This window comes from Ruegeria sp. BA2 (genome assembly GCF_056539605.1).
This window is the reverse complement of record NZ_JBQFVE010000003.1, coordinates 390,860-408,913: the sequence shown is the minus strand read 5'-3', so window position 1 is coordinate 408,913 and position 18,054 is coordinate 390,860. Positions and strand designations below refer to the sequence as shown.

Here is an 18,054-nt window from a genome sequence, read left to right as displayed (position 1 = left end):
GGGGTGTCCGACAACTGGCCCGAATACTTGGATGCGGCCGGCGTCGGGTCTGCTGGTTCTCGCTTTGCGTCAACCGACTAGAGACTGAGCGATACTGTAAATCACTTTTTCACTTAATTACTTTGTCTATCCACCGACGAGAGTAATCCAATATTGTTGTATGTATATGCCAAGTAAATGTGGTTCTCTGATGAACAAGAACGCAATTTCGCGGTTCCGTCACCCACTTTCAGTTGATCGCACATTTGGCAATCTGAAGGTCCGCTTCGATGCCAGCACAAAGAGTTGTTGGCACCTGCAGCGAACTTCCGGTTTCCGCCCTTCGGACCCAATGACCAAGGTTTCGCTGGGCGGTTCTAGGCCGACTACCGGCCTCGAACCTTGGTTTCTGTTCTACCGCCGTCTGATCCGCTCGCGACGGCGCTCGCGACGTTCGATGTTTATCTGATGATCATGGCCTAGCGCCCGATAGAACCCCACTCCCTTGGACCAGTTCACAAAGTGGGCAAAGCTGTCGACCTGATCGTCATTGCGACCGCGTGGAAAGGACTGCAGTTCGCGTTTGAACGTCGCCAGCCAGGGCGCGTCTGCAGGCAGGTACACCTTGCCCTCTTCGACAGGACCGCACGCGGACTGGAACCGGGTTTCCTTGTCCTTATCAGGTTTGACACGGTCGTACCGCCGGCGGTCATCACGAAACAACTCATCGAAAAGCGGTTTGCCTGAGGCAGCATCTTCGATCAGAACACGATCGGGATCCCAACGGCCGACAAGCTGCAGTGCCTTAGCCTTCAGGTCTGGGTAGTCCATCTGACCGCGCCAGACGTCGAGAAGATACCACGCATTTTCGCGGAACCCCCAGGTCGTACACACCGAGAAGTCGGACTGCGGGTTCGCCGACATGCCAGTATCCCAGCTTTGAACGACAAGCTGATACCAGCGGCGATCTTCGATGGTCTCGTAGGTGCCAAACCACTCCCAGCGTAAGGGCGACCCTTCTGGCGCAATCGGGTTTTGCTGATACTGGCAATTGAACACGGCCGCGCCCATTTCGCGACGCTTCGTATCCAGCGTTTGCTGATCCAGGCGTGACGGACACAGGAGATCACCAGGATTGCGGCGCTGGACCCGTCCACGCCCAAGAGGAACCGTCTCATGGTCTTCGGCGATGGCAGGCAGATTCAGATGCCGATAGGTCCCGCGTTCCAGCAGATACCCCGGCGGATCCATCTCGTGCAACCGCTGTGCGACCATAACAACGCGCCCCTCGGCCGGGTTGTCAAAGCGCGACAGCAAGGTTCCCTCAATAAACTCCTGCGCCTTGACCAGTTCAGCTTCGGAACCCGCATCACCCGCTTTCAGCAGATCATCGATGATAATGTAATCGGCACCATGGCCAGTGACAGAACTGCCGATGGAGACAGCCTTACGGCTGCCTCCCATTGTGGTGCGGATTTCTTCTGAGGTGTTGCCCTTACGGGCCAGAACAGTTCCGGGAAAGATTTCCCGGTACCAACGCGCAGACATGATCCGACGACAATCTTCGGAATGTTTGCGCGCCAGATCCAGCCCATAGCTGGCAACAATGATCTTAGCGCTGGGGTTATGACCGAGAAGATAGGCGACATACGCAACAGCCACGGTGACCGACTTCAGGCACCGGGGCGGAATGTTGATGATCAACCGCTTGTTTTCGCCGACGCGAACGTTGTCCAACTCATGGCACATGGCCCGCACATGCCAGGCCGGATCAAAGCTGCGGTCAGTTCCCTGGTGCAGCGTGCCAAACACACGCCACACGAAGGGAAAGAAATTATCCCGGCAAATCTCGCGAGCGACCTGCCGGACCATTTTGGGATCAGGAGCTGACATCATAGGCCTCCTCATCTTCAGGACCGCCGTCACCATCCGGGTGACTGGAAAAGAAATCCCGGAGAATGTCGTAGTCGACAGCGTCCGGCTCAACCGCGCGGACGCTTTCTTGCGCGTCCATGTCACTTGTGTTGAACAGATCTGAGTCCAGCTTCAACAGCGCCATCAGTAATTTCGTGTCGCCCTTCAACGCGCCAGCCGTGAGCCGCTTGGCAATTGCCTCCGCCTTGGAAATCCGGATTTCGTGGCTGCCTTCGCGAACCGTAATCTTGGTTTCCAATTCACGTTTCAAGCTGGCACTCACCCCTTTGGCACCTTTCGGCCGCCCTTTCGGATTGCCGGATCGGCCTTTCTTGAATTGGGTTGCTTTAGGCGGTTTGCCGTAGCCCACTTCGTAATCTTTCGTATAGTCAGACATGATCCGCCTCCTGCTTCGAGGCGGTGTCGCTGGCCGCAGAACGCGCATCGAACGCTTGCCCCGTGACGGCATGCACGGCGCTCTCACCGGTCATCTCCTGCCAACGACGGATGGCGACGTCGACATAAACCGGGTCGAGCTCAATCAGCCGCGCCCGGCGTCCGGTTTTCTCAGCGGCCAGCAAGGTCGCGCCGGACCCGCCAAAGGAGTCCAGCACGACATCGCCGCGGTGGCTCACATCCATGATGGCATCCGCGACCAGGGCCGTTGGCTTCACTGTGGGATGATCAGCGAGATCCGCGTCACGCCCTACCCCAAAGCTGTTCACACCGGCATAATCCCAGACATTGGTCCGGTTGCGACCATGCTTTCCCAGTTCGACATTGTTGATATGCGGCGCACCAGGCTTCTTGAAGATAGCAACCAGCTCGTGCTTGGAACGATAAAGGCTGCCCATGCCTCCGTTTGTCTTGTTCCAGACGCAGAGGTTGATGAGATCAAAGCCGCCTGCCTTGCCGGTCGTAATCAGTTCTTCGATATGACGCCAGTCCATGCAGATCATCGCAATGCCCCCGCCCGGCAAGCAGTCAAACAGCCGGTTGTTCACGTCCGAGAGAAAGCCACGGAACTCGCTATCCGACATTTCTCCCGACGCCATGGCAAATTCGCGATGATCGCCGCCGGTGCCGCAACGGATATGCCCATTGACCGGCACGTTGTAAGGCGGATCGGTGAAGACTATCTGCGGGGTCTCGCCTTCCAGCAAGGTGTCGTAGCTCTGGGCTTGAAGGGCGTCCCCGCAGAAGATGCGATGATCTCCGAGAACCCAGAGGTCGCCCGACTCCGTGGCTACGGGTGCCGCAGGGTCCGGCGTCTCAACAGTTTCCGCTACAGATTCCGTCACCTCACCGACGCTGTCGATAATGATGTCGATCTCCGGTGTTTCGAACCCTGTGATGTCCAGATCAAAGTTCAACTCGCTATCAAGGCTGAGATCCATCAGCTCGGCAAACTCAATCTGAAGGGCCGCTTCGTTCCAGTCGGACAATTCCGCTAGCTTGTTATCCGCAATGCGCAGAGCGCGCACTTCAGCATCTGACAAGTGATCCGCGACAACCGTCGGCACAGACTTCAACCCCAGAGCCTTGGCGGCTTCATAGCGGCCATGACCCGCGATGATTGTGCCCGAACCATCCAACAAGATCGGGGTGACAAAGCCAAACTTGGCCACCGACTCCTTCAGCTTGTTAATATTCTTGGCCGCGTGCACGCGATTGTTGTTGGCGTAGGGCTTGATCTGGCTGATCTGAGATTGGATGACTTTGTCCGCCATCCAGATCGGCGTGTTGGACGCCTTGGCGTCGCTGTGTGTTTTTTGGGCAGACATAGCCGCCTCCTTTCGTTTGACGCTCGTTAGCGTCGACAAGAAAGGATCGTGTTGGGAATTCGGAGAGAGCACGATTAACAACTCTCCGGACCAATCGATCCGGTTCGTTGCCCCTTCGAATGCTCTCGGTCTTATCCGCTTCAAAAAATGCGGCGCCGAATGCTGCCTGGGAGATGTGTTCACCTCCCCGTGGGACCTTGTCCCTTGCAGGGCTGAGCAGAATCTATGCGCGGGCTTTTGCAATTGCAACCCCCAAGCAAAAAGTAACCAATTAAGATTGTTGACGAATAATCGGGGGTACAGCAGCAACGCCCGGCATAACACAGCCCTCTTCGGATTGCCCCAGAAAGAGCTGGACTGTTGCTGTGAACCACGCATCACTGAACCAACGCCCGAGCCATTCGGGCGCTCCTCGGTACCAGGGTTCGGCATCTCGCTGACCCAAGATCAGAGGAGACGATACATGTCCAAATCCAAACAAACCAAAATTGACAAAGTGCAACACTTGTTGCGCCGCCCGAGTGGCGCCAGCCTTGAGGCGCTCTGCAAAGCAACGGAGTGGCAGCCTCATTCGGTCCGAGCAGCTCTAAGCGGTCTGCGGAAAAAAGGCGTCACAATTGAACGGCGAACATCTGACAAACCAAATGGACCATCCACATATCACCTGACGGCGGGAACAGGAGAAGAGTCATGACCAAGACGAGCGGCGTCGCCGATCTGGCCACCATGGGTCGATCGGATCTGGTCACGATTTGGCAGCAACTGTTTCATCAACCCGCACCCGCCATGCTCAGCCAACCCTTCCTGCGCCGTTTTATCGCCTTTGAGATGCAGTCCCGCCGTCATGGCGGGCTACCCCGGCAGGTCCAAGCCACGCTGGAAAAGGGCTCTGAGAACAAGCCCCGGCCTACATGCCCTGCCCTAAAACCCGGCGGGCGCCTGCTGCGCGAGTGGAATAGCGTGACCCATGTAGTCGACGTTACAGAAGACGGCTTCACTTGGAACGGTCGGTCCTATCGCTCACTCTCGGCCATCGCCCGAGAGATAACCGGCGCGCATTGGTCAGGGCCGCGTTTCTTTGGGCTCACCGGCAAGGGGGCCAAATGAGCCCGCGCCGCAAAACCCGATGCGCCATCTATACGCGCAAGTCGTCCGAGGATGGGTTGGACCAGGACTTCAATTCACTAGATGCGCAATATGAAGCCTGCGCGGCTTATGTCGCCAGCCAGCGACATGAAGGCTGGACCCAATTGCCAGTCCGCTACGATGACGGTGGCCTGTCGGGCGGCACCTTAGAGCGCCCCGCCCTGCAACGCCTGCTTGAAGATATCGATGCCGGGCGTATTGACATGGTGGTGGTCTACAAGATTGACCGGCTGACCCGGTCGCTTGCCGACTTCTCTAAGCTGGTCGAACGGCTGGAACAGGCGAACTGTTCTTTTGTGTCCGTCACACAGGCCTTCAATACTTCTTCATCCATGGGTCGATTAACCCTTAACGTGCTGTTGTCCTTTGCTCAGTTTGAACGGGAAGTCACCGCCGAACGTATTCGCGACAAAATCGCGGCGTCCAAGAAAAAGGGGCTTTGGATGGGTGGCAACCTGCCCCTGGGCTATGACCGCCACCCCGGTCCAAAAGCAAGAACGCTGGTGGTGAACGAAGATGAGGCCAGAACGGTCCGGCATCTCTTTGGGCTTTATGACGAACTGGGTTGTCTGCGCAAAGTAGAAGAACGGGCAACAGCAGAAGGACTGCGGTCAAAACGGGTTGTTCGGGCGGATGGAAGCGTGAAGGGGGATTGTCCGCTGTCACGCGGCCAGATCTATTACCTGTTGCGCAACCCGGTTTATCTCGGAAAAATCCGCCACAAGGACAAGATCTGGGACGGACAACATCCGGCGATCATCGATCAGGACATTTGGGACCGGGTGCAGGAAAAAATGCGACAGACCTCCAACCGCTCGCGGGCACGCGGCCACTCCGGTGCGCGCCAACTCTCCACTGACCCCGGGTCCTGGCTCACCGGTCTGCTGCATGACGAAACTGGTGATCGGTTGACGCCAACCCACACCACGCGCACAGGCCGACGGTTGCGCTACTATATCTCCAACAGACTCATCTCGGGCGGCAAGGATATCTCCGGCTGGCGACTGCCCGGCCCTGCGCTGGAAAACGCGGTCATTGATGTCATCGTCAGACATCTGCAAGACGCCGCAATCACGCATCGAGTTCTGTCGCAACCGGAGGCCGGGTCAGCCGCGGTGATCCAGACGTCAATTGCCGATTTGGTGACTCGGCTTCAACGCCAAGGCGGTTATGTGGGCGCTGCTCTTCTGGCCAAAGGCAAAATCGCACGAAGACAGATCGACCTCGAATTGAACCGCAAAACCCTGGCAAGCACTCTTGGCATCACTACCGATCATCTGCACCCGGATCTCACGCACATCACCGCACCCTTCGATCAGCGCCGCCGCGGCGTCGAGGCCAAGGTAATCGCCGGAGATATGGCACCCCAACCCGACCCCCACCTCCGGTCCATGCTGATCCGCGCTCATGGCTGGGCCCGAGATCTGAAAGCCGGGGTTCAACTGATGGAAATTGCGCGGCGGGAAAACCTCCCCGGCGCCTTCATCCGTACCCGTGCTCAGATCGCGTTTCTCTCCCCGAAGATTCAGGCTGCGATTCTCGACGGCACCCAGCCGCCCGAACTCACACTCAAGCGTCTGGTCAGCGTGACCCACCCACTTGATTGGTCCGAACAGGAACGCCTGTTCGGCTTTTGATAGCTCCAGTCCTGCGTCCCTGATACAGGTTTCGCCCTCCCTGATCCGTCGGCACAATTCCCTGTTCCCACGAGAAAATTCCCTGTTCCACGTTTTAGGGAATTTGCAACATAAACCTCTGGAAAACATACAGTTCTGAAGTGAGGAATGACGGAACTCAGACCCGTTTCACGAAAATTCCCTGTAAATTGCCGGGTATCAGGGAAATCCCGCCCAAAGCGACCCCGCTAAAATGCGACACTGAGACTGCGGCCGGAATTGCGCTCTGAGTGTGCGATCTGCTCCGTCTCTGATTGAAAGCGCATGCGCCAACGCGCGGGAATTGCGGCACAATTCCGGGTCAGAAAACACAACTGAAGTGAGACAGGTATGAGTGGCGGGGAGACAGGGATTCGAACCCTGGGAACGCTCTCACGTTCAACGGTTTTCAAGACCGCCGCATTCGACCACTCTGCCACCTCCCCGCGTGAGGCAGGGTCTAAGGCGAGTTGAGCGCAGAGGCAAGCCATAAAGAGGGGAAATATTGCCTAAGCGTGTGCAGCAGTCTTTCCATGACCGGGCGCTCACGCTATGATCCGACGCAGAGACCGCATGAGACTGGCAACAAGAACCAGCAATACGCGGTGGGGCGCGGCCAAATTGGCCTTGTCAGGCAAGGGATTGAGAAAAATGGAGCGAGCTACGGGCACACGCTTTGGGCCACAACGGCTGGCAATTCTGGTCGTGGCCATGGCAGCACTGGCTGGATGCGAAGAAGGGTTCCTCACTTCAGAAGACCCTCCGGAAGACACCGCTGTCGATGATGCAGACAACACCAATCGATTTGAATTGTTCCCCGAAGCGGCCTCGGGGCAACAGCGCGATGTCGAGGCGCCAGAGGTCTTTCAGGTAACCGAAGCGGGCCTTTGGGACGGGCGGCCTTCGCTGGGTGGCATTTGGGTCGCGCACCCCGATGTGACGCAACCTGAGCGTGTTGTCATCAAAAACACGGCGAACAACAAAACCGTCACCGGAGCCCTGTTCCGACGCGAACGGAACTTGCCCGGACCTGCGCTGCAGGTCTCGTCTTCGGCAGCAGAGAAATTGGGCATGCTTGCCGGTGCGCCAACCAAGGTTCAAGTCGTCGCCCTACGGCGAGAGGCTATTGAAGAGCCCCCTGCGTCGGCTGAGGCGGAGCCGTCCGAAGACGCAGAGACTACGGAAGAGTCGCAAACCGCTGAAGCGTCGAACGCCCCGGATACCGACGCGGCTGAGGTAGAAAAGCCACAAAAGCGCAAATGGTGGCAGAAAAAGCCCAGCGCAGAAACATCGGCCGGAGCAGCCGTAGTTGCGGGCGCAGCAGCGGGGGCAACAGTCGCTTCCACTGATACCGACTCTCCCACCGCTGACGTGGCAAGCACCGATCTGGCTGCAGCCGAAGCCCCGGCACCTGAAAAACCCGCCAAACGCAAATGGTGGCAAAAGAAACCAAGCGACGAGACTGCAGCGGCCGCCGCGACCGCTGCAGCAGTTTCTGAGGCAGAGACCGCTGCGCAAGAGACGCAAGCTGCTGCCGTGCAGGAACCACAAACGGCCGCATTGTCTGAGCCTGTGGTAACGCCACCGGCTGAGAAGCCTGCCAAACGGAAGTGGTGGCAAAAGAAAGACCCCAACGAAATCACCGAAACACCGCTGGACCCAATTGCCGGTGCAGCGGCGGCCATAGAAGCATCTGAACCAACAGCTGCAGCGGCTCCGGTCGCGGCGAGCGCCACGACGGCTGGCGGATTGGCCAAACCGTTTGTTCAGGCGGGAACCTTCAGTGTTGAATCCAACGCCCGAAGTGCCGCCGAAAAGATCCGCCGCAACGGCATGACCGCCGAGGTGCTGGAGCTTAAGAGCGAGGACAAATCGGTCTGGCGCGTTCTGGTCGGGCCAGTCGCGACTCGCGCTGAACGTCGGGCGATGTTGAACGATGTAAAAGACCTCGGGTTCACCGACGCCTTCACGGCCAAAAACTGACAGAACAGGAGGCCCATGATGTTTTCCGCTTTGCGATCAACCACTCTGGCCCTTGGGTTGGCGCTTATGGCGCTGCCTGCACATGCGTTCGATACGACCGCGCGCGCGGCTTATGTGATCGACCAGAAAACAGGGACGGTGCTGCTGTCCAAAGATGCCGATCAGCCTCTGCCCCCGGCGTCCATGTCGAAACTCATGACGCTCTATGTGGCTTTCGAAGCCCTGCGCGATGGGCGGTTGACCTTGCAAGAGACATTGCCCGTGTCGGAACACGCCATGAGTTATGGCGGTTCGACCATGTTTCTGAATACACAAGATCGCGTTACGGTCGAGGATCTTCTAAGAGGCATTATCGTACTGTCGGGCAACGATGCTTGCGTGGTGATCGCCGAAGCGCTTAGCCCCGACGGGACCGAGGCCGGGTTCGCCCGGTTCATGACCCAACGTGCGCAGCAGATGGGAATGAATCACTCAAACTTTGCCAATTCCAACGGCTGGCCCGCAGCCGGGCACATGATGTCGGTGCATGACTTAGCGGTTCTGGCGGATCGGCTGATTACGGATTTTCCCGAATACTACCCGCTTTTCGCCGAAGAAGAGTTCGAGTTTGATGGCCGCGCACCTTCGAACGCACGCAACCGCAACCCGCTACTGAAGCTTGATATCGGGGCTGATGGCCTCAAGACAGGCCATACGCAAGAGGCCGGGTATGGTCTGGTTGGTTCGGCCAAACAAGGTGATCGCCGCGTTGTTTTCGTCCTCTCTGGCCTCGACAGCACAGCCAAGCGCGCAGAGGAGGCTGAGGCCGTGGTTAACTGGTCGTTTCGAAATTTTGTCGAGAGGACAGTTGCCAAAGCGGAAGAACCGGTAGCCCAGGCCAAGCTTTGGATGGGCGCCGACAAGACGGTTGGGCTGGTCCCCGAGGGCGATCTGACCCTGCTTTTCCCGGTGTTGGGAAACAAGGATATCGAGGCCGAAGTTGTCTATGAAGGCCCGATCAATGCGCCTGTCAGCAAAGGGCAGCAATTGGCTGAATTGGTCATCAAACCCGAAGGGTTGCCTGAAATTCGCCGTCCTTTGGTGGCGGACAAGGATGTGCCGCTTGGTGGTTTTGTTGTGCGTATGATGACGGTTGGTGGGATTGTCCTGAAAGACGTGATCAACACTCCGCTGGAGCAAATGTGACCACGCGCGGTACGTTTCTGACCTTTGAAGGCATTGACGGATCGGGCAAGTCTACGCAGGCCCGCCTGCTGGCCGAGCACCTGCGTCGCGACGGGCGCGATGTCGTTTTGACCCGCGAGCCCGGCGGCTCTGACGGGGCCGAGGAAATCCGAAGCCTTGTGCTGCAGGGTGATCCTGACCGTTGGTCAGCCGAGACCGAAATCCTGCTGTTCACCGCTGCCCGGCGCGACCATCTGGAACGCACGATCGAGCCCGCGCTGGCCGAGGGCAAAGTGGTGATTTGCGATCGTTTCGCTGACAGCACGCGGATGTATCAGGGTTTGTCGCGCGGTGATCTGCGCGGCTTGGTCGATCAGTTGCACAATCTGATGATCGGACGGGAACCCGACATGACTTTGCTGATCGACATGGACCCGGAAACCGGTCTGTCCCGCGCCAAGGGGCGTCAGGGAGCTGAAGAGCGGTTCGAAGACTTCGGACTGAACCTGCAACAGCAGATGCGTGCCGGGTTTCTGTCCCTCGCAGATGAGTTTTCCGATCGGTTTCGCGTCGTTGATGGCAATCGAGACATGGACAGCGTCGCGCGGGATGTGACAGACATTGTTATGACTTCCCTGCGATAGACCGGACATGAGCGACGACACCCCAACCCCGGACCAAGCCCCCGGAGCGCCGCATCCGCGCGAAACGGCGCGGTTGTTCGGTCAGGATGCGGCAGAACAAGCGTTTTTAAGCACATATAACTCGGACCGGTTGCATCACGGCTGGTTGCTGACGGGGCCGCGCGGGGTCGGAAAAGCCACGCTCGCATGGCGTATTGCACAGTTCTTGCTGGCAACACCTCCGGCAGATGATGGAGGGTTGTTTGGCGCTCCGCCGCCTCCGACCACTCTGGATGTTGACCCGGATCATCCGGTCGTGCACCGGATTATGGCAGGGGCTGAGCCCGGCCTTGCTGCGATCACGCGCTCTGTCAACGATCAGGGGCGGTTACGCAATGAGATCGTGGTCGATGACATCCGCAAACTCGGACGGTTCTTCGGCCTCTCCTCTGCCGATGGCGGTCGACGTATTGTCATCGTGGATTCTGCGGATGAAATGAACGTCAGCGCGGCCAATGCGCTGTTGAAGATGCTTGAAGAGCCGCCCGCGCGCACGACGTTGTTGTTGGTATCACATCAACCCTCACGCCTGCTGCCGACGATCCGATCGCGCTGCAGGACGTTGCGGCTTGCTCCGCTTGGGCCCGACGAAATGCAGGCGGCCTTAGCCCAGACCGGCACCGAAACCCCCGGTCAGGCCGATCATCTGGCGGCACTTGCCGCCGGGTCCGTAGGCGACGCGGTTCGACTGATCAATCTGGGTGGGCTCGAATTGTACGCTGAGTTGATCGCCATTTTAGGCACCCTGCCCCGGCTCGACCGGCAGCGTGCGCTAAAGCTGGCTGAAAGCGCCGCGCAACGCGGCGCTGCCGAACGGTTCGACCTGCTGCTTTCGCTGATCGATGTTGCGCTTTCACGTCTGGCGCTGACGGGCGCAACTGGTGCGGCCCCAGTGCCCGAAGCCGCCCCGAACGAGGCCGAAACCCTCGCGCGTCTATCAAATTCACCCCACAAGGCGCGCCAATGGGCCGAGGTCGCCGCCCTCATCACGCCGCGCGCGCGGCATGGGCAGGCGGTGAACCTTGACCCTGCCTCGCTTGTCCTAGATACGGTGTTCAAGATACAGGAAACCGCCGGTCACAGCTGATGAGCCTCACCCCCGAAATTACCGACAGCCACTGCCATCTGGATTTCCCGGATTTCGACGGTCAGTTGGATGAAATCGTTGCACGCGCTGCCGAGGCAGGTGTGACCCGCATGGTGACGATCTGTACCCGGCTTCGCAATGAACCTTCCGTCCGCGCCATCGCCGAAACCCACGCCCCAGTGTTCTATGCCGCGGGCACCCACCCGATGAGCGCGTCCGAAGAACCGATGGCCTCCGTGGATGAATTGGTCGCCCTTGCCCAGCATCCAAAGTTCGTAGGTATTGGCGAAAGCGGGCTTGATTATCACTACACCGCCGAGTCGGCAGATGTGCAGAAACAGTCGCTGCGTATCCATATCGAGGCAGCCCAGCGCACTGGGCTGCCGCTGATCATCCATGCCCGCGCCGCAGACGATGACATGGCCCGCATTCTGGCCGAAGAGCATCGCAACGCCGCCTATTGCTGTGTCATGCACTGCTTTTCTTCGTCGGCAGAGCTGGCCCGGGCTGCGCTTGATCTGGGGTTCTACCTGTCGATGTCCGGAATCGCCGCCTTCCCCAAAAGTCAGGAGCTGCGCGATATCTTCGCCGCAGCCCCGATCGACCGCATTCTGGTCGAAACCGACGCGCCTTACCTCGCTCCACCGCCCTATCGCGGCAAACGGAATGAACCTGCGTTCACCGCGCACACAGCCCGCAAAGGGGCCGAGGTCTTTGGCCTCGACTACGCCGAATTCGCCGCACACACGCAGGCCAATTTTGATCGGCTTTTCACCAAAGCAGCCACATATAAGGCGGCTGCATGAGTGAACTGCGCCTGACAATACTTGGCTGCGGATCATCTGGCGGCGTTCCTCGATTGGGCGGCGTCTGGGGTGATTGCGATCCCGAGAACCCGAAGAACAACCGCCGGCGTTGTTCTTTGTTGGTTGAACGCGATGGGCCGGATGGTACGACATCGGTTCTGATCGACACTTCACCGGATATGCGCAGTCAATTGCTGGACACCGGGACCGGGCGTTTAGATGGTGTGATCTACACCCATTCGCACGCCGATCATACCAACGGTATCGACGACCTACGTATGATCGTTTTCAACATGAAAACCCGTGTGCCTGTCTGGGCTGATGGTGATACGCAGAACGACCTGCTCAGCCGGTTTGGCTATGCTTTCGTTCAACCCGAAGGATCGCCCTATCCCCCTATTCTGGACCTCAAGACAATAAATGGCCCGTTTGAGATTTCTGGCCCCGGTGGCGACATCCCATTTCGGCCGTTTCGCGTAAATCACGGCTCAATTGACGCCCTTGGTTTCCGGATGGGAAATGCCGTGTATCTGCCTGATGTTGCAGAACTTTATGACGACAGCATGGCCGAGCTGACCGGCTTGGATTGTCTGATCATTGACGCGCTGCGCCGCTCTCCTCATCCGACCCATGCGCATCTGGACAAAACGCTGGGCTGGATTGAGCAACTGAAACCTGAACGCGCCGTGTTGACCAACATGCATATCGATTTGGACTATGCGGCGGTCGACTCCGAAACACCGGATCACATCACGCCGGCCTTTGACGGCATGGTGATCCGGCAACCTCTGTAGGGCAAGCCGCTGGGCATGCTTGCGATACCCCATTTGGTACAGCCATGTTCCAAAGCCTGATTGACGTCATTCTGCCAGTTTTTCTGGTCATCGGAGCCGGGTACACCGCAACCCGGTCCGGCTATTTCAAAGAATCCTATGTCGACGGTCTGATGCACTTCACGCAGGGGTTCGCCATTCCCTGTCTGTTGTTTCTGGCCATCGCTAATCTTGACCTAAGCGCCAGTTTTGATCCCCGTCTTCTGGCCAGTTTCTATTCAGCAGCGGGGCTGTGTTTCATCGCGGGGATGGTTGGTGCACGTTTCATATTCAAGCGCGAATGGGAGGACGCCGTAGCCATCGGCTTCTGCTGCCTGTTCTCAAACTCGGTTTTACTGGGATTGCCGATCACGGAACGCGCCTATGGGCCAGACAATTTGACCGGCAATTTCGCGATTATCGCTTTCCACTCGCCCTTTTGCTATTGCGTCGGCATCACGGTGATGGAGGTCTTTCGAAATCGCGGCCACGGTGGGACGCGGATGGTGACGTCGGTTCTGTCGGCCATGTTCAAGAACGCGCTTATTCTTGGCATCTCACTGGGGTTCATAGTGAATCTCACAGGGTTCATGATACCTGCAGTCGTTGATGAAGCCCTAAATCTTATCACGCGCGCTGCTCTGCCGGGCGCATTGTTCGCTTTAGGTGGTGTTCTGGTCAAGTACCGGCCAGAAGGCGATCTGCGGACAATTCTGTTTGTCTGCTGTATCTCACTGATGGTGCACCCAAGTCTGGTGTGGCTGTTCGGATCAACGCTTGCTTTGCCTCAGGATTTGTTCCGTTCGGGCGTCGTAACAGCGGCGATGGCCCCGGGGTTCAACGCTTACATCTTTGCCAATATGTATGGACGGGCGAAACGGGTGGCAGCTTCGTCAGTTCTGATCGGAACTGCCGTCTCAATATTGACCGTGTGGTTTTGGTTGACCCTATTGGGATAACAATTTTCTTAAGCTTTCATTGACTCTGTTCGCCCGAAAGACATCTATCTCTGAACCCATTCGGAGCCCTGCATGCCACACGCCGTTATCGTAGCCCATGGCCAGCCTTCTGACCCGGCCCCCGCCGAGGCATCGCTGGCAGCCTTTGCCATGGAAATTGATGCCTTATGTGAACGGGTTTCAGTGTCATCGGCCACATTGGCGGCCCCTCAGGCGTTAGAAAATTGCCTGGATAATCTGCCCGAAGGCACCGCAATTTACCCTTTGTTTATGGCACGTGGCTGGTTTGTCACCAACGCGTTGCCCAAGCGGCTCGGGTCACGGCCTGTAAAGATCCTGGATCCTTTAGGGATCGATCCGGAACTGCCTAAGCTGGTTTCGACGGCTGTGCATCAGGACCTAGTTGCCCGGGGCTGGGACGCCGAAGACACAGACCTTGTGATAGCCGCGCATGGGTCAGGCCGCAGCGCCAACCCTGCAGTTATCGCAATGGGCTTTGCAGAAAAGCTGGGTCAAATAGTCAGATGCAAAAACATCCGCACCGGGTTTGTTGAGCAAACTCCGACCATTGCCGAAGCGGCTGCCAATTGTGGGCCCAATGCACTCTGCCTGCCCTTCTTTGCCTGCACCGGTGGGCATGTTCTGGAAGACGTTCCGCAAGAACTGGCCCGCGCCAACTTCTCGGGTCATGTCATGCCGGTGATCTCGGAGCTCCCCCAGGTCGAGCGGCACATTGCGGCAAGGCTTGATGCTTTTTAGCGGCACCACACAGTTCCACGCAAATTCAGCCGGATTGCTGCGCATCCGACAATTCGCAATAAAAACGATGGCAGGATCGCCCATTTCGCTTCGCCGCATATAGCGCAAGATCAGCAGCATGCAGAATATCGTGCGCTTTCGGCACCTCGAACTGAGTAGAGAGCGCCGTACCAATACTTGCCGAAATCCTGCAGTCTGCCCCCTCAAACTGCATTGGCTCGCACAGGCGCGAGATGAGCCGCCGGGCAATTCCGTCAAGCTTTGGGCGGTCGATCATCCCTTTGAAGATCAAAACAAATTCATCCCCACCGATACGGGCAACCGTGTCGCCGCTTCGTGTCACGTCCAGCATGATTTGCGAGGCCTGTTGCAGCACGTAATCCCCCGCCGCATGGCCCAATCGGTCATTGATCGATTTGAAGAAATCCAGATCCAGATGCATCAATGCAAAGGTCGAATTAGACGAGATCAGATGCCCCAGGATATGATCCATTGCACGCCGGTTCTTAAGCCCGGTCAATGTGTCTGTGTAAGCTTGTTTTTCAGCAGCGAGCCGCGCACCTTGCAGACGGAGGTTCAGAGAGCGTGAAGCCTCCATCGCAGCTGAATTTGCCTCAACCAGATACAACAATTCGATCGCCAAATCGGTGCCCGAAAAATCACCACTGGTCAGCGAATAGTCCCGTACGGCGTCGAGTATGGAAATACCGAAAGACAGATTGATGACTGCGCCTCCGCCGCAAGGATACGGGGCGATCAGACCTTTGAACGCGGTCTGAGGGTGATCTTGGAACCTGAGGCGCAGCATTCGATCCGACAGCGCCATCATCTCTGCCACCGCAGTGATGGATTTGGGCCGCACGAGCTCAAAAATGTCTAGAAAATTTCGCCCGGCCAATGGCCGATCCGGGCGCAATTTCTGCAACGTTGGACCGACCCGACCGATCAGCCCCGCGTCATCGACAAGGACATACATCGGACACAGTGTATCCAGCAGAGAGCCAAGGTATTCGGTCTTGATCATGGTTTTCGTGCCCCAAGATCAAAATCACGCCCTTCGGCAAATGCGCTTTCAATCAATGTGATCGAAATAATCTCGGTCTCGCTTTGATTGCCTTGATTGGAAAGAAAAACCAACGCCCCGTAGTCATCTGCCATAGCACGCAATATGCCAGTCATGACACTGGCGTATCCCGGTAAGCCCGGAGCACAATGCAGTTGATATTCTGCTGCTGAATACTCCAGCAATTCCAAATCCGGCAACTTAAGGTCTGAAACAGCAAGACGCACGCGATCCGACAAGTCATCCAGCGAATGCAGAAATTCAACATAGGTCACGCCTCCGAAACGCAGCAATCGTCGCAGATCTTCCATATTCGGGTGAGAGACCAGATATGTACCAAGGTCTTCAAGAAACTCGGATTTTGAACGTTTCAAGTCCACACAGAGTACGTCCAAGACACGGGTTGAAATGTCCGCATCATAAATCAGCATTGCCTCAAACTCGTCGAAACCCAGCTCAGCCGCTTGGGTCGCACGCAGCCAGCATTGTCGGCCGTAAGTGGCGCAGACAAATGATTGGATCGCCCTGTTGATCAGCCCGTGCATGAGTCGCCTCAGATTGAATTACAACCTCAGGTGATCCCAGAAAGCTTAACAAACGCCCAAAATCCACAATGGGATCATGAGAATGCAATCTAGTTACAAAGTGAAACTCAGATAATCATGAAGGTCAGAAATCGGTTGGTGCACCACCTTCAGCTTTGCGGCGTTCAACAAACTCAGCCAGTTCCTCACGGATCGCTTCATCCATGTGCGGGGCTTCGAAGTTGTTGACGATCTCCTTGAACATTTGGTGCGCGCGTTCCGCTGTCCAGATGCCTCCGGCCACTTCCCATGCCTCGAAGTTTTTCCAGTCACTCAGAAACGGTTGATAGAATGCCGTCGTATAGCGATCCTGCGTATGTTGGATGCCAAAGAAATGCCCGTCGTTCCCAACCGATTTGATCGCTTCGAGTGCAATCTCATCCGGACCGGTCGCTGTTAGTTCAGGGTTCATATAGCGCTGAATTTGCTGCAGTATTTCGCAGTCCATGATGAACTTTTCAGGGCTCGCGATCAGCCCTCCCTCTAGCCAGCCAGCCGCGTGATAAACCATGTTGGTCCCCGACTGAACCGCCGCCCAAAGCGAATTCGACGTTTCCCAGACTGCCTGCCCATCCGGCACATTCGCAGCGCAAACACCCGAAGACCGCATCGGCAAGCCATAGAATCGTGCCATTTGCCCGGTCATCTGAGTGGAGCGCATGTACTCCGGTGTCCCGAATGCGGGCGCGCCCGATTTCATGTCGACGTTCGATGTAAACGTACCAATCGCGCACGGTATACCGGGCCGTACATATTGGAACAGAGCAATCGCACACAGCGCTTCGGCAAGCGATTGCGCCACCGCGCCCGCCATGGTCACTGGTGCCATCGCCCCGGCCAGTGTGAAGGGTGTCACCACAATCGCCTGCCCCCGCCGCGCCAAGCGCAGGCAGCCATCGATCATCGGATGATCGTGCTTGAGTGGCGAGGTCGAGTTGATGTTGGTGTACATCCGAGGTGAGGCTTCGAATTCTTCATGGCTGAGCGCGCCCGCGATCCGCACCATCTCCATCACATCTTCAACACGCTCTTTGCCCAACGAATAGGCGTGCATCGCCTTGTCAGTCAGTGTGAGCTTGTCGTAGAGCACGTCCAGATGCCGAACACTGGCGTGAATATCCACCGGTTCTACCGGATAACCACCTGCAAAGTGGATACAGTTAAAATATTGTGTCAGCTTAAGCAGATCCTGGCACATTCGGCGATTGCCGGGCACCTTCTTACCGATTTCCATATCCCAATAATTCGGAGGCGAAGAGACGTTGCCGAACACCATATTCCTGCCGCCGATCTCGATCTTATGATCGGGATTGCGCGGTGTGATGGTGAACGAGCTGGGGGCCTTTCCCACCATTTCCATCACGAAGTCCCGCCCCATACGGATATTATCACCCGAGATCGTGCACCCTGCCTCACGCAGAATGCCGATGGCCTCCTCATTATAAAACTCGATGCCAATTTCTTCGAGGATACGCATGGCACCCTCGTGAATCGCCTCGATCCCTTCGGGACCCAATGGCTCGGTAGGCCGGTCGATGTTGATCGGCGGATTCCACGGCATCTGCTCGATCACTGTGCCGCCGCGCCGGGCCGCTGCCCCTGCCCGGCCGCCACCGCGCCGTTTGCGTGTTTTTGTGTCAGCCATAGTTATTCTCCGCGCACTTTCTTTCTCAAGA

The 18,054-nt window shown here is 57.3% G+C and carries 17 protein-coding genes and 1 tRNA gene; 11 read left to right on the top strand and 7 right to left on the bottom strand.

What is annotated here, in order from left to right; all coding sequences use genetic code 11:
* Positions 1-393 precede the first annotated feature (393 nt).
* Genes terL through ACR0NN_RS09530 form a run of 3 tightly spaced genes read right to left on the bottom strand, consistent with a single transcriptional unit; the run spans position 394 to position 3,677 of the window.
* Positions 394-1,872 (bottom strand): phage terminase large subunit, encoded by a 1,479-nt coding sequence (terL, locus tag ACR0NN_RS09540; RefSeq protein ID WP_170720430.1) that lies wholly within the window; start codon positions 1,870-1,872, stop codon positions 394-396.
* A complete protein-coding gene (locus ACR0NN_RS09535) occupies positions 1,859-2,290 on the bottom strand; it encodes a DUF5681 domain-containing protein (RefSeq protein WP_170687732.1) in 432 nt (143 codons plus the stop codon). Before ACR0NN_RS09535 ends, terL begins: the two co-directional genes overlap by 14 nt.
* On the bottom strand, positions 2,283-3,677 hold the full coding sequence (locus ACR0NN_RS09530; protein WP_480684491.1) for a site-specific DNA-methyltransferase: 1,395 nt from the start codon (positions 3,675-3,677) through the stop codon (positions 2,283-2,285). The genes ACR0NN_RS09535 and ACR0NN_RS09530 overlap by 8 nt, the downstream gene beginning before the upstream one ends.
* On the opposite strand from ACR0NN_RS09530, the gene ACR0NN_RS09525 reads away from it, so the two are divergent.
* Genes ACR0NN_RS09525 through ACR0NN_RS09515 form a run of 3 tightly spaced genes read left to right on the top strand, consistent with a single transcriptional unit; the run spans position 3,607 to position 6,460 of the window.
* Positions 3,607-4,371: a DUF3489 domain-containing protein gene (locus tag ACR0NN_RS09525; protein ID WP_480684490.1), complete on the top strand. Its 765-nt coding sequence runs from the start codon at positions 3,607-3,609 to the stop codon at positions 4,369-4,371. The genes ACR0NN_RS09530 and ACR0NN_RS09525 overlap by 71 nt on opposite strands.
* On the top strand, positions 4,368-4,784 hold the full coding sequence (locus ACR0NN_RS09520) for a DUF2924 domain-containing protein (RefSeq protein ID WP_480684488.1): 417 nt from the start codon (positions 4,368-4,370) through the stop codon (positions 4,782-4,784). Before ACR0NN_RS09525 ends, ACR0NN_RS09520 begins: the two co-directional genes overlap by 4 nt.
* On the top strand, positions 4,781-6,460 hold the full coding sequence (locus ACR0NN_RS09515; RefSeq protein WP_480684486.1) for a recombinase family protein: 1,680 nt from the start codon (positions 4,781-4,783) through the stop codon (positions 6,458-6,460). The genes ACR0NN_RS09520 and ACR0NN_RS09515 overlap by 4 nt, the downstream gene beginning before the upstream one ends.
* 374 nt (positions 6,461-6,834) lie before the next feature.
* Here ACR0NN_RS09515 and ACR0NN_RS09510 read toward each other — a convergent pair.
* Positions 6,835-6,924: transfer RNA gene (locus tag ACR0NN_RS09510), tRNA-Ser, on the bottom strand.
* 205 nt (positions 6,925-7,129) lie between these two features.
* Here ACR0NN_RS09510 and ACR0NN_RS09505 point away from each other — a divergent pair.
* From ACR0NN_RS09505 to ACR0NN_RS09470, 8 genes are all read left to right on the top strand, one after another.
* Positions 7,130-8,461: an SPOR domain-containing protein gene (locus tag ACR0NN_RS09505; RefSeq protein ID WP_170720442.1), complete on the top strand. Its 1,332-nt coding sequence runs from the start codon at positions 7,130-7,132 to the stop codon at positions 8,459-8,461.
* Between the two features lie 18 nt (positions 8,462-8,479).
* Positions 8,480-9,646 (top strand): D-alanyl-D-alanine carboxypeptidase family protein, encoded by a 1,167-nt coding sequence (locus tag ACR0NN_RS09500; RefSeq protein WP_480684484.1) that lies wholly within the window; start codon positions 8,480-8,482, stop codon positions 9,644-9,646.
* Positions 9,643-10,269, top strand: a complete 627-nt coding sequence (tmk, locus tag ACR0NN_RS09495; RefSeq protein ID WP_170720450.1) for a dTMP kinase — start codon at positions 9,643-9,645, stop codon at positions 10,267-10,269. Before ACR0NN_RS09500 ends, tmk begins: the two co-directional genes overlap by 4 nt.
* Before the next feature lie 7 nt (positions 10,270-10,276).
* Positions 10,277-11,395, top strand: a complete 1,119-nt coding sequence (locus ACR0NN_RS09490) for a DNA polymerase III subunit delta' (protein WP_170720455.1) — start codon at positions 10,277-10,279, stop codon at positions 11,393-11,395.
* Positions 11,395-12,201 carry a TatD family hydrolase gene (locus tag ACR0NN_RS09485; RefSeq protein WP_170720457.1) on the top strand — a complete coding sequence of 269 codons (807 nt, stop codon included), beginning with the start codon at positions 11,395-11,397 and terminating at the stop codon, positions 12,199-12,201. The genes ACR0NN_RS09490 and ACR0NN_RS09485 overlap by 1 nt, the downstream gene beginning before the upstream one ends.
* The gene (locus ACR0NN_RS09480) at positions 12,198-12,995 is read left to right on the top strand and encodes an MBL fold metallo-hydrolase (RefSeq protein ID WP_170720464.1); all 798 of its coding nucleotides are present in this window, start codon (positions 12,198-12,200) and stop codon (positions 12,993-12,995) included. The genes ACR0NN_RS09485 and ACR0NN_RS09480 overlap by 4 nt, the downstream gene beginning before the upstream one ends.
* 44 nt (positions 12,996-13,039) lie before the next feature.
* Positions 13,040-13,972: an AEC family transporter gene (locus ACR0NN_RS09475; protein WP_170720466.1), complete on the top strand. Its 933-nt coding sequence runs from the start codon at positions 13,040-13,042 to the stop codon at positions 13,970-13,972.
* A 72-nt stretch (positions 13,973-14,044) separates the two neighbouring features.
* A complete protein-coding gene (locus ACR0NN_RS09470) occupies positions 14,045-14,731 on the top strand; it encodes a CbiX/SirB N-terminal domain-containing protein (RefSeq protein ID WP_170720469.1) in 687 nt (228 codons plus the stop codon).
* Positions 14,732-14,756: 25 nt separating this feature from the next.
* Here the strand turns inward: ACR0NN_RS09470 and ACR0NN_RS09465 are convergent, their stop codons facing one another.
* The 3 genes from ACR0NN_RS09465 to ACR0NN_RS09455 form a co-directional block, all read right to left on the bottom strand.
* On the bottom strand, positions 14,757-15,755 hold the full coding sequence (locus tag ACR0NN_RS09465) for a GGDEF domain-containing protein (protein ID WP_170720471.1): 999 nt from the start codon (positions 15,753-15,755) through the stop codon (positions 14,757-14,759).
* A complete protein-coding gene (locus tag ACR0NN_RS09460; protein WP_170720477.1) occupies positions 15,752-16,339 on the bottom strand; it encodes a heme NO-binding domain-containing protein in 588 nt (195 codons plus the stop codon). The genes ACR0NN_RS09465 and ACR0NN_RS09460 overlap by 4 nt, the downstream gene beginning before the upstream one ends.
* A 124-nt stretch (positions 16,340-16,463) precedes the next feature.
* Positions 16,464-18,023 (bottom strand): trimethylamine methyltransferase family protein, encoded by a 1,560-nt coding sequence (locus ACR0NN_RS09455; protein WP_170720482.1) that lies wholly within the window; start codon positions 18,021-18,023, stop codon positions 16,464-16,466.
* Positions 18,024-18,054 lie beyond the last annotated feature (31 nt).

Coding starts and splice junctions, on each gene's coding strand:
- terL (WP_170720430.1), bottom strand. CDS start 1,872: ATGTCAGCTCCTGATCCCAAAATGGTCCGGCAGGTCGCTCGCGAGATT.
- ACR0NN_RS09535 (WP_170687732.1), bottom strand. CDS start 2,290: ATGTCTGACTATACGAAAGATTACGAAGTGGGCTACGGCAAACCGCCT.
- ACR0NN_RS09525 (WP_480684490.1), top strand. CDS start 3,607: ATGACTTTGTCCGCCATCCAGATCGGCGTGTTGGACGCCTTGGCGTCG.
- ACR0NN_RS09530 (WP_480684491.1), bottom strand. CDS start 3,677: ATGTCTGCCCAAAAAACACACAGCGACGCCAAGGCGTCCAACACGCCG.
- ACR0NN_RS09520 (WP_480684488.1), top strand. CDS start 4,368: ATGACCAAGACGAGCGGCGTCGCCGATCTGGCCACCATGGGTCGATCG.
- ACR0NN_RS09515 (WP_480684486.1), top strand. CDS start 4,781: ATGAGCCCGCGCCGCAAAACCCGATGCGCCATCTATACGCGCAAGTCG.
- ACR0NN_RS09505 (WP_170720442.1), top strand. CDS start 7,130: ATGGAGCGAGCTACGGGCACACGCTTTGGGCCACAACGGCTGGCAATT.
- ACR0NN_RS09500 (WP_480684484.1), top strand. CDS start 8,480: ATGTTTTCCGCTTTGCGATCAACCACTCTGGCCCTTGGGTTGGCGCTT.
- ACR0NN_RS09490 (WP_170720455.1), top strand. CDS start 10,277: ATGAGCGACGACACCCCAACCCCGGACCAAGCCCCCGGAGCGCCGCAT.
- ACR0NN_RS09485 (WP_170720457.1), top strand. CDS start 11,395: ATGAGCCTCACCCCCGAAATTACCGACAGCCACTGCCATCTGGATTTC.
- ACR0NN_RS09480 (WP_170720464.1), top strand. CDS start 12,198: ATGAGTGAACTGCGCCTGACAATACTTGGCTGCGGATCATCTGGCGGC.
- ACR0NN_RS09475 (WP_170720466.1), top strand. CDS start 13,040: ATGTTCCAAAGCCTGATTGACGTCATTCTGCCAGTTTTTCTGGTCATC.
- ACR0NN_RS09470 (WP_170720469.1), top strand. CDS start 14,045: ATGCCACACGCCGTTATCGTAGCCCATGGCCAGCCTTCTGACCCGGCC.
- ACR0NN_RS09465 (WP_170720471.1), bottom strand. CDS start 15,755: ATGATCAAGACCGAATACCTTGGCTCTCTGCTGGATACACTGTGTCCG.
- ACR0NN_RS09460 (WP_170720477.1), bottom strand. CDS start 16,339: ATGCACGGGCTGATCAACAGGGCGATCCAATCATTTGTCTGCGCCACT.
- ACR0NN_RS09455 (WP_170720482.1), bottom strand. CDS start 18,023: ATGGCTGACACAAAAACACGCAAACGGCGCGGTGGCGGCCGGGCAGGG.